General features: G+C 58.8%; 14 protein-coding genes and 1 pseudogene. 11 read left to right on the forward strand and 4 right to left on the reverse strand.

From position 1 onward, the window contains the following. Positions 1-300: 300 nt before the first annotated feature. Entirely contained in the window at positions 301-1743 is a 1443-nt protein-coding gene (locus tag AC0L25_RS31160) for a LuxR C-terminal-related transcriptional regulator (RefSeq protein WP_473598979.1), read from the reverse strand. A 202-nt stretch (positions 1744-1945) separates the two neighbouring features. Between AC0L25_RS31160 and AC0L25_RS31165 the strand changes: the two genes are divergently transcribed. Beyond that, positions 1946-2317: a hypothetical protein gene (locus AC0L25_RS31165; protein ID WP_473598980.1), complete on the forward strand. Its 372-nt coding sequence runs from the start codon at positions 1946-1948 to the stop codon at positions 2315-2317. Positions 2318-3025: 708 nt separating this feature from the next. Here AC0L25_RS31165 and AC0L25_RS31170 read toward each other — a convergent pair. Beyond that, a complete protein-coding gene (locus AC0L25_RS31170) occupies positions 3026-3184 on the reverse strand; it encodes a YHYH domain-containing protein (RefSeq protein WP_473598991.1) in 159 nt (52 codons plus the stop codon). Positions 3185-3361: 177 nt separating this feature from the next. On the opposite strand from AC0L25_RS31170, the gene AC0L25_RS31175 reads away from it, so the two are divergent. The 5 genes from AC0L25_RS31175 to AC0L25_RS31195 all read left to right on the forward strand — a co-directional run bounded on the left by AC0L25_RS31175 (position 3362) and on the right by AC0L25_RS31195 (position 7093). Further along, positions 3362-3685: a hypothetical protein gene (locus AC0L25_RS31175; RefSeq protein WP_473598981.1), complete on the forward strand. Its 324-nt coding sequence runs from the start codon at positions 3362-3364 to the stop codon at positions 3683-3685. Next, positions 3682-5091: a His-Xaa-Ser system radical SAM maturase HxsB gene (gene hxsB, locus AC0L25_RS31180; protein ID WP_473598982.1), complete on the forward strand. Its 1410-nt coding sequence runs from the start codon at positions 3682-3684 to the stop codon at positions 5089-5091. The genes AC0L25_RS31175 and hxsB overlap by 4 nt, the downstream gene beginning before the upstream one ends. Beyond that, on the forward strand, positions 5088-6185 hold the full coding sequence (hxsC, locus tag AC0L25_RS31185; protein ID WP_473598983.1) for a His-Xaa-Ser system radical SAM maturase HxsC: 1098 nt from the start codon (positions 5088-5090) through the stop codon (positions 6183-6185). Before hxsB ends, hxsC begins: the two co-directional genes overlap by 4 nt. Further along, positions 6182-6724, forward strand: coding sequence for a His-Xaa-Ser repeat protein HxsA (gene hxsA, locus AC0L25_RS31190; protein WP_473598984.1), 543 nt, complete (start codon positions 6182-6184; stop codon positions 6722-6724). The genes hxsC and hxsA overlap by 4 nt, the downstream gene beginning before the upstream one ends. Positions 6725-6865: 141 nt before the next feature. After that, on the forward strand, positions 6866-7093 hold the full coding sequence (locus AC0L25_RS31195) for a hypothetical protein (RefSeq protein ID WP_473598985.1): 228 nt from the start codon (positions 6866-6868) through the stop codon (positions 7091-7093). 133 nt (positions 7094-7226) lie between these two features. On the opposite strand, the gene AC0L25_RS31200 is transcribed toward AC0L25_RS31195, so the two are convergent. Continuing rightward, complete coding sequence (locus AC0L25_RS31200) at positions 7227-7448, reverse strand: hypothetical protein (protein WP_473598986.1); 222 nt, start codon at positions 7446-7448, stop codon at positions 7227-7229. Between the two features lie 831 nt (positions 7449-8279). Between AC0L25_RS31200 and ltrA the strand changes: the two are divergent. Then, positions 8280-8947, forward strand: a pseudogene (ltrA, locus tag AC0L25_RS31205) (group II intron reverse transcriptase/maturase); the annotation flags it as partial. A gap of 129 nt (positions 8948-9076) precedes the next feature. Next, positions 9077-9427 (forward strand): group II intron maturase-specific domain-containing protein, encoded by a 351-nt coding sequence (locus AC0L25_RS31210; protein WP_473598992.1) that lies wholly within the window; start codon positions 9077-9079, stop codon positions 9425-9427. A 172-nt stretch (positions 9428-9599) separates the two neighbouring features. Here AC0L25_RS31210 and AC0L25_RS31215 read toward each other — a convergent pair whose 3' ends face one another. Further along, a complete protein-coding gene (locus tag AC0L25_RS31215; protein ID WP_473598987.1) occupies positions 9600-9845 on the reverse strand; it encodes a helix-turn-helix transcriptional regulator in 246 nt (81 codons plus the stop codon). Positions 9846-9963: 118 nt separating this feature from the next. On the opposite strand from AC0L25_RS31215, the gene AC0L25_RS31220 reads away from it, so the two are divergent. The 3 genes from AC0L25_RS31220 to AC0L25_RS31230 form a co-directional block, all read left to right on the forward strand. Continuing rightward, positions 9964-10677, forward strand: coding sequence for a hypothetical protein (locus tag AC0L25_RS31220; protein WP_473598988.1), 714 nt, complete (start codon positions 9964-9966; stop codon positions 10675-10677). Positions 10678-11486: 809 nt separating this feature from the next. Beyond that, positions 11487-11720 (forward strand): hypothetical protein, encoded by a 234-nt coding sequence (locus AC0L25_RS31225; RefSeq protein ID WP_473598989.1) that lies wholly within the window; start codon positions 11487-11489, stop codon positions 11718-11720. A gap of 24 nt (positions 11721-11744) precedes the next feature. Continuing rightward, the coding region (locus AC0L25_RS31230) for a recombinase family protein (RefSeq protein ID WP_473598990.1) at positions 11745-12684 on the forward strand (940 nt) is incomplete at its 3' end.

The following is a 12684-nucleotide window of genomic DNA, read 5'->3' on the forward strand; positions in this document are numbered from 1 at the left end:
CTGTTCAAGCGGCTCGAAGCCCATGTGCTGGCCGCTTCACGTCTGCACGGCGACGACACGACGGTGCCGGTCCTGGCGCTTAGCTGACATTCTGCGCGGCGATCATTACGCCCCGTTTAATTAGCCACAATGTTAGCGAGTACGGCCCGCCCGACATGGGTGGAAAGTTGCCATTCGTCTCGCCGATAGGGAACGAGCAAGTGGCGCCATGAGCGGACATTCGCCGCTTGTGCCAACGAATAGGGATCTGGCCCCCGAGCGAGCTCTCAGGAACCGCTTCAGAGTCGATCCGGAATGAACCTACGACAAACCCGCACAACGGGCGCCTTCTCTGATCGCAGTAATGGCGACAGGATTGGTGACCGGATAGGTGCTGATGAACACTTCGGGGGTGAAGTCCGGAAACTCGTCCGCCAGTCGCGCAGTGATCTTGGCGACCTGAGGCGTTTCATCAAGCATAGCATGAGCCATCGCAACGAACAGAAGCGTGGCGGGGGAGTCGGGCGCAGATTGACGCAGCGCGACCAGCGACTCCCGGTGGAGGCCAAGGACGAAGCTGCAACGTCCCAACATTCCAAAGTACCACGGAGTATGGGGATTTAGCCGGATCGCTCGCTTGGCCAATTCGTAGCCCTGCTTCGGGTTGCCAGCAACAAGAGCTAGACTTCCCGCGAGTAAGGCAAGTGAGTCAGCGTCGTTTGGAGCCGCCGCCAAGACTCGGTTATGCTCTTCGACAGCAGCGTCGATATCGCCCTGCATTGCCCGAAGATCCGCTAGGCATATGCGTGCAGGAATGTCGGCCGGATCGAGCGCCAGCGCTTGCTTGACACAGGAGCTCCAGTTCTCCATCGAGGCGGAAACGTCATTGGTAAAGCCGTTACAAGCATCCACAGCATGCGCAAGCCCCAGTGCGGTCCAGGCTCTTGCAAGACCCGGATCGAGTTGGACCGCACGCGCCAGTAGCCGTATAGCCTCCTTGTTCGACGCGCGGGTGAAAAGGTGCTTCTGCTCAAGGCCAAGCAGGTAGCAATCATAAGCCTGCAAACTTGCTGGAGGCTTCCGACGCGCTGCATCGCGTCGCAGGTTGGCGAGCTTGCCGTGGCAAGTTGCCAGGACATTGATGACGTTTTCGGTCACGCTGTCCAGCATCGCAAACAGATTCTCCGCGGACCGATCGTAACGTTCCGCCCAGAGATCAACCCCCGTGTGGGCGTCGACGAGTTGCACGCAGATGCGCACCCGCTGCCCCTCCACTTGCAAGGTTCCCTCTATCACATAGTCAGCATTCAACTCTCGTCCGATGGATCGCACGTCATCGTGCCGTCCCTTGTAGGTAAGCATTGTCTGGCGGGCGATCACGGCAAGGTCGTGGAAACGGGCGAGATCAACCATGATGTCCGCCGACAAACCATCGGCGATACGAGTCCAGCGTTCTTCTTCGCTCAGATTGTCGAAGGGGAGAACCGCGACGACTGGCGGCCCCGACTCGTCCAGCGAAAGGCCGTCAGGTCGTGCCTGGCCGAGGTCCTGCTGGCGGTGATCCGCAAGCAACGTTGCAAGCGCCACCTTGCTGCGAACGTCGAGTTTCCGATAGATCGCCGACAGATGGGTCCGAACGGTGGCAGGCGCTATGAAAAGTGTCTCGCCGATTTCACGATAGGTCATCCCCTCAGCGAACTTTGCCGCGACCATCCGCTCCCGATCCGACAGGCCGGTCAGGGGATTGCCTACGACGCGAAGCATCTCCTCAAATCTCCGATCCGCTGCGAGCTGTCGCCGAGAACCCCAGGATCTCTCTCGCGGCAGGCTTAAAATACAACAGATGCGAGGCCGAAAACACTGCATTTGCATGATTCCGTTTAGCGGCCAGCGATCCTAGCCTCCGTCGATCGGGGGCCTCTCTTCGGTTGGCTCCCTGGTCCAATCAGAGGAGCAGGAGGCAGTCATGACGAAGTCATCTATCGTGGGCGCGCTGGTATTGGCTTTGTCGGCCGGACCATGCTTGTCCGAAGCCACGCAAAGTGACGGCAAGGTGATTTCCGAAAATGCCGTGAGAACTGCCAGCGCTAGGTTGTACTCCGATATCCTGAGCCGCGCATGCAGGAACGGATGGCGGTATCCTCGCCCCCAAATCAAGAATGGCTTCAAGCGGCACTTCGAGGAGCTGAAATTGCAGCTTATCGATCAGGGTTACACTGTCGTGCCCGACATTATCGCGAATGACTCGCCTGTCCAACGAATGATACATGGGGCCAAACGCCAGATCGTTGGGTCGCGCCAATTCGGCTGTTCCCGCCCATACTGGTTCGATGAATGACCTTCCAGGCCAACGATATGCAAATCGAAAGGCTGAATTGAGTCAGGGTCCGTCGCAAGACTTCATGAAACGAAGGTCCGGAGTGGGTCATGGGCGTGAATTCAGGCGGGGGGGAACGAGCTTCCGCTTAGGGTCGAGAGTTGTCGTTCCGGCCAGAAGCTCGCCGTCAATGGTTGGTCGAACCCGCCGCCATAATGCATGGATTAATATCACACAATGTTAGCAGGGTTGTGCCGGCCGGCGGCCGCTGCATCCAGCGCTTGCTTGGCGCTCTCCTGACCCTTGATGCAGTAAAGTCGGGCATGTCACGCGCCGAGCCTGAATGCCGGCTTCCGGCTGCGACAACTCAGTCGTCAATGTCTTCGCCCTGATCATCCTCGTCCGAACCACGAGACGGATCTTCGACGAACGTCTGGCAGCCATCGTCGAACGATTGGCTTTTGAGCTGCAATCGCTCTCGTCGGTAATCTGGTTTTGCTCGGCCCAATCGTAGCCGGCCTTATGGCCAGAACAATCCTCCGTGCAGTCATTTCCCCCAAAGGTCTGCTGCGCAAAACACGGAGAGGCGAGCGCCGTCGTAACCGTGACGGCCGCCCAAATGAGCCATCGCTCGGATTGTCAATCAAGCCCCCTGCGAGGTAGCTGTCTTGTTGTGATGATCGAAATGGTGTCCGGTCTCGGGCACGCCACGCCACGGCATCTCTTTGCCTAGTGGCAATGGTACTCGCCGGTCTTGTGGTTCGTATGGCATCCCTTGGCGTCGGTGCCGCCGCTGTGCGCATATGCATTGATCGAAAGAAACATAGCCAAAGACGTCAGTGCGGCCAAAATCGCTGTTCTCATATCGCCCTCCCAAATAATGCCCATGCCAACAAACACTGTTGGTGTGCAGATGCAAGGCGCGTGTGCAGTTTATGGTGAAGGACTAGAATGGTTAGCACCACAGGGGCGGGCATTCGTTATCGTTAGCCGCCAGTCGCAGAGGAGGGCCCGCACTAGCCCACCTTCCTTCCCTCTATATTGCGAACAGCGAAACACAGTTCGATGTTCAAGGCGAAAATTTCCAGTATACTGGCAGTCGGGGTGGCAGGGGTTCCAAGGGTGGCCGACCGCGTTTTAGACCAGGCAACAATCGACATTCCACAGAGCTTTCGAAGTTTTGTGGAAGGCGCATTGCTTCGCGTTCAAACTCAGTACCCAGCGTTTCGCTTCAGTGTCACCGCCATTGGCATCGAGGTTGCGTCGGTTCCCGCAAGCGATTTGGATGGCTTGCGGAAGAGCGTACTCCATGCGGTCTATCGAGAGAAGATCTACGTCGAAACACTCCCGCTTCGGCAAGCCCTGATCGATGCGGTGACTGCCAAATGACGGTCTGGCCACTTAAGTTTCGCGATTGTGGCGACGGAGAATTTCTGCTCACCGATGATGCCGGCGGCTTCTTCCTCAGCGGACAACCGTTTCTCGAACGGTATGCCGCTGGCGAATTGTCGCCAGTCGATCAGAAATTTCTTCGCGAAAGCGGTCACGCGTTCGAACAGGAAGGCGATCCCGACTGGACGGCGTTTGCCTATCGATGGACACAGCGGCAGGCAAGGCAACAGGAGCTTTCCTACGTCATCCTTGTGCCGACCTTGCGCTGCAATTTGACCTGCGGCTATTGCCAGGTTTCACGGGCGCCGGAAACAGCACAAGGTTTCGACTGGAGCGAAGAAATACTTAACGCGACGCTCGGCTTCATCGGATCAATGAAGGGTCCGCAGATCAAAGTCGAGTTTCAGGGCGGCGAGCCTTTGCTGCGAATTGATCTTCTTGAGCAAGTTCGCTCGTTCACGCGTACACTGTTTCCGGGCAGCCAATTTGTCGTCTGTACAAATCTGCAACGCTTGGGCGATCGAGAATGGGCTTTCCTTGACCAAGAGGATACCTTTGTCAGCACTTCGTTAGACGGAGATCGAGACACTCATCAGCGCCAGCGCACCAATGATGATCTGGCAACCGATTGGTTCTTCAAAAACCTTGGCGAGGCTGTACAGCGCCTTGGACCGGGTAAAGTGTCGGCACTTCCGACGATCGACGTTAATCGGCCGCCCGACTTCGAGGAACTGATCAGCAATTTCGAACGCTTCGGGATGCAATCAATCTATCTACGGCCGATAAACCACCAAGGGTTTGCTCGTCGCCGCACCGGCGATCCAAATTCGATTTCCAGATGGAATGCGCTTCATTCCGGCTTCATTGACCACCTCATTGAGCGAAACCACCGCACCGGTCGATATGTCGAGGAATTTTATTTTAGCCAGTGCTTACGAAGGTTTCTCAGATCGGGAGCCGACGATCATGTCGACCTGCGCAACCCCAACTTCTTCGCTTCGGACTACATCGTCATTGATCATGACGGGCAGCTTTACCCGACGGACGAAGCCCGGATGCTCTCGCGCATAGGCCGTGTCGATCTGTCGATTGGCACCGTCGCGGCGGGCATCGACCAGGCGAAAGTCCAGTTGCTCAACCGTGCCTCGTTCAACAACTTCGACCCAGACTGCATCCACTGTGTCTATCAGCCCTTCTGCGGGACAGACATTGTGGATGACTTATCCAGGAACGGGCGAATTGACCTAGCTCGCACCGATACCTGGTTTTGCAAGCGACATATGTCCGTCTTCGACAAAATCGTTGAAGTTATCCGTCGACACGACGAACCGGCGCTAAAGTCGGTAGCTAAATGGGCTCGCGCACCCTCATGGGGGGATTACATGATCCCAGTGCACGCATGATCCCGCTTCGACTCAAAGTCGATACTGATGCTGTTGATCCATACGTGGTTCGGCTGCGGTCGTTCGAAGGAATGCCTGAACCACACAATTTCGGGTCTCTCGACGCTGCGTTGGAAACCGCAGACGGAGAAAAAGCGCTCTTTACTGGAGCGTCGGGCAATCTCCGCGTGTTTGGAGTCGATCCATCCGAGATGGATGGCGATGTCGTGTTTGTCGTGCCATCGCGAAAAACCGCACATCGGCTAATTCGCGCGAATTCTCGACACAACACGCTTTTGATCACCGAACGCTGCGACCAACTGTGCGTGATGTGCTCGCAGCCGCCGAAAAAGCAGCACGTCGATATGTTTCCCTTTTTCAAAACGGCTGCTCTCCTGGCACCAGAGAACTCAACGATAGGCCTTTCAGGCGGTGAACCAACGCTGTTCAAGTCGGAGCTCTTTGACTTTCTTCGGGAGACAATGGCGCGAAGGGACAACGTTGATTTTCACATCCTGACAAACGCCCAGAATTTTGATCGCACCGATCTCGCGAGGTTGCGCGATTTGGATTTGAGCCGGATCCTTTGGGGGGTTCCCGTTTACTCAAGCGATAGCGCCATCCACGATCTTATTGTGGGGAAGTCAGGAGCCTTCGATCAGGTCAGGAAGAACCTTTCTGTTCTTTGCGAGGCCGGAGCAAAAATCGAGTTGCGAACGGTGCTCATGAAGCCCAACGCACCCGGGCTGCTGGACTTGGCAAAGTTCGTAGCCGTCGCCCTACCATTCATCAACACGTGGGCAATCATGCAGCTCGAAAATATCGGGTATGGCCGACAGAATTGGGATTCGCTGTTTTTCGACAGTTCCGTGGGCTTCCAGTTGGTGAGCAAGGCACTGGACTTCTCGATCAGCCGCGGCATCATCACTAAGCTCTACAATTTTCCGCTGTGCACTGTTCCGGTGGATTATCGAGCATTCGCGCCGTCGACAATCTCAGATTGGAAACGAGCCTACGTCGAAGATTGCGCCGACTGCGATCTTCGAAACGAGTGTGGCGGCTTCTTCGAATGGCATCCAAAAGCGCACGGGTATGGAAAGTTTGGTGTCACATGAAAAAACGGATTTTCATGATTCCATCCTTAATTGCTGCCGGGTTCATGCCTGTCGAAAGCGTGGCCATGCCGCTCGTACCTCCCAGTGAAGAGGGTAAGTCGAAGTCGCTATTCGATATTTTCAAACTGGATCATAAATTCACACTGGCCGGTCACAGATCGCATAGCAGCCACCGCAGCCATCGTTCCCACAGCAGTCACCGGTCCTCGGCAGGAGGCACATATTATCTCCCAAGGCCACCTGTGTATTCGGCACCGACCTACCGACCGCCTGCACCTGCATATCAACCACCCGCATCTACACCACGGGCTTCAACGTCGCTAAAGACGCTTCCTGGGAATGCGAACAGGTTCAAGGAAATCGTCCTACAGGTCCAATTTGCTATGCTGGCTTACGGCTACTACACAGGGGAGCTGGATGGCACGATGGGCCCGGAGATGAGAGCGGGCCTTATGAAATTGCAATCGGACTACAACCTCAAGGTCACTGGGACAATCACGCCTGAGACGTTGAACGCGCTGCGTATCGTCGCTGAGTGACTGCTCAAGCGCTGCGATATCCTCTCTGGAGGGAATTCTTTAGGCCGCGATCATGATGCGTCGTTTGATTACCCACAATGTCAGCACAGCGGCCCGCCGGCTAGAACATTCTAGATGGCAAGAACGGGGGGGAAGCTTTCATTGCCGATTTTCATCGCCCTTTCGCGGCCGGATGGTGAACTTTTGGATGGTAAGACGACGCTCAAGACATGGCGTGAGATGCCCGGCAGGGTTACGCAGCAAGAACGTGACGCCGCCGAAATGCATCAGATCGTGGTCGAAGATTTGCGCCGCCTCGCCGTACATCGCCTAGCGGAACTTGAGGAGGCTATCGAAACCCGGATAAGGAAGTTATGGAGGCGGTCATGAGGGCGCTCGTTGATCGCTATGGCGTTCAACCTGTGCGCGACGCTGTTCGTCAGCTCCGGCTCTGATCGGCCTGGATCACACGCAGCGGTTCTTTCGACTGCCATCATCATGCCTCGCTCAATTGGCCGCAATGTCAGCTAGGCGGGGCCGCCAAGAGTAGGAGCAGCGCGCCTATAAACAGCCCAGTACAGAACAGAGCTGCATTATCCGGAGATCGGCCGAGGAAGCTGGCGAACCTTCCGACATCGCGGAGATAGTTGCGCTGCGTCTCCTTGCCGAACCGGCGCAGGGTCATATCGTCGATCAGCCGCTGGCGCAGCGGGCTGATCGGAGCTTCGAGAACAGGATGGGTCATGGTCAGGCTCCTTGTTGAAGAAGCCCGTCATGCTCTGCCGCCGCCGAACAACGCTCAATGCAGGCGCGACGACCGGTTTTTGATCTCTACCTCAACCGCAGGCGCCTTCCCGCGCAGCGGGTTCGTTGTGTGCCCAGCATGTTCAACCGCCTGGGGGTTAAAGTCCCCTAGCCAACCTGATGGAGGTGAAGGCTTAGTGAAGCGCAAGGGCATTATCGCGAGGTGATGTCTGAAGGAAGCGTGGAGCAAAACCGCGATCTGACGAACAGAAACCGGATATGAGGCATCCCTGGTCGGACGAGCGGGCAACGAGCCGCGAAGTCCATATCCATCAAGGGGCAGGGCTGTAGATCCGGCAGGTGCGCGGGGAAGGCGATTGAACTTACCTGGGGAGGCCTGCGTCATGTTCCGAAATTGGAACTGAGGGAACCGTAAGGTGACCTGACCGTGATGCAGGAGTCAGCAGAGGGCGTAGTATGTGATGCTGTCGGCAAGGCTAGTGAGGCACTCCAAGGCCGAAAGGCGGAGCAAACGGATAGGCCGAGCCGGAAACGATGACCGAAGGCCCGAACGATTGGAAGTGGCAAGTAGGACTGGCAACTCATGAGTGGAAAGCGGCAGAAGACTCAGTATTCACTGGCCCTGGAACCGAGGGACCGGGGTGAAGCCCCTGTCAGCGGCTACCAAGGGGCCGAACCACTCGTGGCGAAGTCCGCACCCGAAAGCCCGGCTTGGACAGAACAGCTAATGGAGACGGTATGTAGCCGAGAGAATCTGGAAACAGCGTGGAAACGCGTTCGAAGCAACAAGGGCGATCCAGGCGTGGATGGGATGACCATCGACGACGCCAAGGGCTACCTGCGTGAGCACTGGCCAAGCATTCGGGATCGATTGCTCAAGGGAACCTACCAGCCGCAGCCGGTCAAGCGGGTCGAAATCCCCAAGCCGGAGGGCGGGGTCAGAAAGCTCGGCGTGCCTTGCGTCGTCGACAGGCTGATCCAGCAAGCCCTGCTGCAGGTTCTCCAGGAGCAGTGGGACCCGACATTCTCCGAGCACAGCTACGGCTTCCGTCCGGGACGCTCCGCTCATCAGGCGGTAGCCCAAGCGCAATGCTACATTGCCGAGGGCTACAGCTACGTGGTCGATCTTGATCTCGAAAGATTTTTCGATCGAGTCAATCACGACAGTCTGATGGCGCGCGTCGCCGCGAGGGTGGCGGACAAGCGTGTGCTCAAACTCATTCGGGCATTCCTCAATGCCGGGGTGATGGAGGACGGCTTGGTCCGTCCGGTGGACGAGGGGACCCCGCAAGGCGGTCCGCTCTCGCCCCTCCTGAGTAACTCCTGCTCGACGACCTCGACAGGGAACTGGCCCGACGTGGTCTCCGCTTCTGCCGCTACGCCGACGACTGCAACATCTATGTTCGCAGCCGCCGCGCCGGCGAACGGGTCATGGCTTCCGTAAGCCGGTTCCTGACCAAGAAGCTGCGGCTGAAGGTCAACGAGGCGAAGAGCGCGGTGGCGCGACCGGAGGTGCGGAAGTTCCTCGGGTTCAGCATCTCGAATGACGGGAGCGAGCGACGCATCGCGCCGAAGGCCCTCGACAAATTCAAGACGCTGATCCGGGACATGACACGCCGGACCCGGGGCATAAGTCTGCCGCAGCTGGTCAAGGAGCTGAAGCCATACCTCATCGGATGGCGCGGCTACTTCGGCTTCTGCCAGACCCCGCGGGTGCTTACGAACTTGGAAGCGTGGACCCGCCGAAGACTACGCATGTATCTTTGGCGGCAATGGGGGAACGGGCACAACCGCTACAAGGAGCTGCGCCGTCGTGGCGTGCCAAAGCTCCGGGCCGCGGTTGCTGCCGGTTCACCGACGGGATTCTGGCGCATGTCAGGACACCCGGCGGTCCAACAGGCCCTGCGCAACCATCACTTCGAGTCGCTCGGTCTCCCCCGTCTCTATGTCTCTATCTAAGCGTAATCCGGTCGAACCGCCGTGGTACGTGATCCGTATGCCCGGTGGTGTGGGAGGGGTGGCGCCGCGAGGCGTCCCCCTATCCCGATCGACGGCCCCAAATGAGGCGTTCAATCTCGCCCATTTGGGCCGCTAGCTGCACATGTGCGGCGGCTCAAAAAAGGCCCCATGGTCATGCGCCAGCGGAACGCTGTGTCAAGCGAACACCGGCACCGCCACCGTTTTCTGGAATGAACTCGATGCCGGCCACTTCGAGTGACAGCTTAAGCACTTGGGCAATTGATTCAGATGCAGGTTTCGAACCACGTTCAACCTGGACGATCGTTCGCAAACTAACTTTGGATAAATCCGCCAGTTCCTGCTGAGAGATGTCCAACAGCCCACGAGCCGCGCGAATCTGGGCCGGAGTTATTCTCATTCTTGCGTGCCCTATTGCACAAAAAGTGCAGATATGCTTTTTTTAGGAATCGGCTGCAGAAGGTGTTGCATCCACCTCCAGCAGCCTGACCACGTCGAAGCTGTCTGGAGCTCGGATCATGGCTGATTCCGACAATAGCATGACTCTGCCTTTCGTCACCCGCAGGCAAGTGCTTGCAGGAGGGATGATAACATCCACAACTTTGGTACTTGAGAAAAGTGCGGTTGCCGGCAATCCGGTTGCAACGAGCACCCCCGATCCCGCGCTGGTGCTTTGGCGGGAATGGCAGAATGCTCACAAGCTGACCGAGCGGCTTTGCCTCAGGCAGCAGCGCCTGGAGACGAAGCTTGTCGAGAGCGTTGGCTTTTCCTGTGTGACCATCCACCTGCCCGAGGGTGAGGATGTGACGGTCCACTCGATCGAGGCGCTCAATGAAGTGTTCGGCAAAGGGCCGGATATGGCGGCTCGCCGCGAGAAGGCCGAAGCCGAATTCGCGGCGCATCAGGCACGCTTGGATGCGGCTGCCGAGGAGACTGGTTATTCCGCCGCGCTCAGGGACGAACGCGAGGCTGGCGACCGGGCGGAGGATCTGCTGGAAGCGTTCTCAACGACCCCCGCCACGACTCTCGCCGGTGTGGCGGGCAAGCTCGATGCCGTGTTGCGCGAGGGGGAGGCGTGGGAGGAATGCTCCGATTTCCCCTGGCCACAAATCCGCTCGGCGCTCAGCGATCTGGTGCGCATCGCCCAGCAGACGATGCCGGAACAGCTCTTTCACGACGAACCGCGTCCCAAGCTCCGCCCGCGGCGGGCCGGCTGCTGTTTCCGCGCCTGAAAGACGAAGAAGGAGGCAAGCTATGAAGACCTCTCCAACTCAACGTCCGGTTTCATCCGAGAACCCCTCAACTTGCAGCGAAGCGTCTGCCTCCCGTCAACCTTCAACCGCCAGGGAGTTGGCGGCACCGGACGCTCTTGTGACATCTCACCACCCGGTTGCGAGCGATCCCGATCTGCTGGACGCCTTCAACCGCGATGCCGCCTTGGAGAAGTGGACCGTGCCTGAAGCTGCAGAGACGGCAAAAGCTCTGTGGGGAAGGACAGCCGCGACCGCAATCGCCTGGTGCGCCTTCTCGGCGCATTGCGACGGGCGGACACAGGAGTTCCAATTCTGGTTTCGGGTATTCACCGATCTTCGAGCGGGTTCGCTCGATTCCGAAGCGGAAGCAGCGTCCGGGACGACTCGCCCAGGCTCTTCCCGATAGGGGATACTATGTCCGGCGAGGAAACTGCCGGTTGTCGAGACGAAGCCGGACCGAAGCCAGCCCGTCAAGGCCACAGCCGCTTCGCGGTGGTGCGTGCCGCCCCAGCCTTGACCAGCAGTTTTCGGCCCGGCGGAGGCTTCGGACGCAGGCAGTGCCTAGGTCGAGCGATGCCGCTCAACCGTCAGGGTGAACTACTCCGGCAGTCGGGCGCCCTTGATCGGCGCCTTCCCCTTTGCCGGCCCGAGAAGCGAAAGCAGAGGCCGCAGTGCGAACCGCGCAAGTATTTGCACGCCACCGTACGACCAAGCGAATTCCGCCCTGTTGTCCTGGCAGTTTCGCGGCTCAATGCCCGTTTGATCTCGACAGAAGAGCAGGCAGCGCCATGGCGGATGAGACCAAACCGGCCAATGACAACCAGGATGCTGGTATTGGCGACGTCGCGGCACGGGACAAGTTAGACAAGGTTGTGCTGTCGATCGCCCGCCTCATCGGCCGCCAGATCGCGCGGGAGCATTTCGAGGCGCAGCAGGCGGCCAACGACAACCGGGTGTCCCCCAGCCGAGCAGAAGCGCCGGGCGAGGAGGGCGGGAGCCCTGCAGAGGACGAAGCAGGGTAGGGGACGTGAAAAGGAGATCAGTCGATGGCCCGTGTCGCACTCTATGCGCGCTATTCTTCCGACAGTCAGAGCGAAAGCTCGATTGACGACCAGTTCCGTCTTTGCCGGCTGCAGGCGATGCGCGAGCGATGGGAGGTGGCCGGCACCTATCATGATGCGGCGATTTCCGGAGCGAGCACAATCCTGCGGACCGGCATCCAGCAACTCGTCCGCGACGCCCAGCGCGGCCTCTTCGAGGTGGTGCTGGCCGAAGCGCTCGACCGGATTTCCCGCGACCAGGCCGATGTCGCCAGCCTCTTCAAACACCTGCGCTTTGCGGGGGTGAGGATCGTCACCCTGGCGGAAGGCGAGATTTCCGAGCTTCATGTCGGTCTGAAGGGCACGATGAATGCGCTATTCCTGAAGGACCTTGCCATGAAGACCCATCGCGGCCTGCGGGGCCGGGTGGAGAAGGGCAAGGCGGGTGGCGGGCTCTGCTACGGCTATCGCGTCGTGAAGACGACGGATTGTGGCGGCGAGCCGATCCGCGGAGACCGCGAGATCGTGCCGGCGGAAGCGGAAGTCATCCGGCGCATCTTCCGCGAGTTTGCTTCCGGCAAGAGCCCGAAGGCCATCGCCGTCGATCTGAACAAGGACGGCATCCCCGGCCCGCTTGGCCGGACCTGGGGCGACACCAGCATCCGCGGCCATGCCTGTCGGGGCACCGGCGTCCTCAACAACGAGCTCTATACCGGCGTTCTGGTTTGGAACCGGCAGCGCTTCGTCAAAGACCCATCCACCGGCAAGCGCGTGTCGCGCCCGAACCCGGAGAGCGAATGGATCAGGACCGAGGTGCCGCATCTGCGGATCGCCGATGACGACCTCTGGCAGGCGGCGAAGGCCCGCCAGCAGCAAATCGCCAAGCTCTTCGAGACAACGACGGCCGGAGTGCGGGAGGCGAGGGCGAAGAGGCTGCACGCAGCAC

The sequence above is a fragment of the Mesorhizobium sp. WSM4813 genome (assembly GCF_055811555.1).

Bases quoted from the DNA above. Each gene is read 5' to 3' on its own strand.
- AC0L25_RS31160 (WP_473598979.1), bottom strand. From the start codon at position 1,743: ATGCTTCGCGTCGTAGGCAATCCCCTGACCGGCCTGTCGGATCGGGAG.
- AC0L25_RS31165 (WP_473598980.1), top strand. From the start codon at position 1,946: ATGACGAAGTCATCTATCGTGGGCGCGCTGGTATTGGCTTTGTCGGCC.
- AC0L25_RS31170 (WP_473598991.1), bottom strand. From the start codon at position 3,184: ATGGGCATTATTTGGGAGGGCGATATGAGAACAGCGATTTTGGCCGCA.
- AC0L25_RS31175 (WP_473598981.1), top strand. From the start codon at position 3,362: ATGTTCAAGGCGAAAATTTCCAGTATACTGGCAGTCGGGGTGGCAGGG.
- hxsB (WP_473598982.1), top strand. From the start codon at position 3,682: ATGACGGTCTGGCCACTTAAGTTTCGCGATTGTGGCGACGGAGAATTT.
- hxsC (WP_473598983.1), top strand. From the start codon at position 5,088: ATGATCCCGCTTCGACTCAAAGTCGATACTGATGCTGTTGATCCATAC.
- hxsA (WP_473598984.1), top strand. From the start codon at position 6,182: ATGAAAAAACGGATTTTCATGATTCCATCCTTAATTGCTGCCGGGTTC.
- AC0L25_RS31200 (WP_473598986.1), bottom strand. From the start codon at position 7,448: ATGACCCATCCTGTTCTCGAAGCTCCGATCAGCCCGCTGCGCCAGCGG.
- AC0L25_RS31210 (WP_473598992.1), top strand. From the start codon at position 9,077: ATGACACGCCGGACCCGGGGCATAAGTCTGCCGCAGCTGGTCAAGGAG.
- AC0L25_RS31215 (WP_473598987.1), bottom strand. From the start codon at position 9,845: ATGAGAATAACTCCGGCCCAGATTCGCGCGGCTCGTGGGCTGTTGGAC.
- AC0L25_RS31220 (WP_473598988.1), top strand. From the start codon at position 9,964: ATGGCTGATTCCGACAATAGCATGACTCTGCCTTTCGTCACCCGCAGG.
- AC0L25_RS31225 (WP_473598989.1), top strand. From the start codon at position 11,487: ATGGCGGATGAGACCAAACCGGCCAATGACAACCAGGATGCTGGTATT.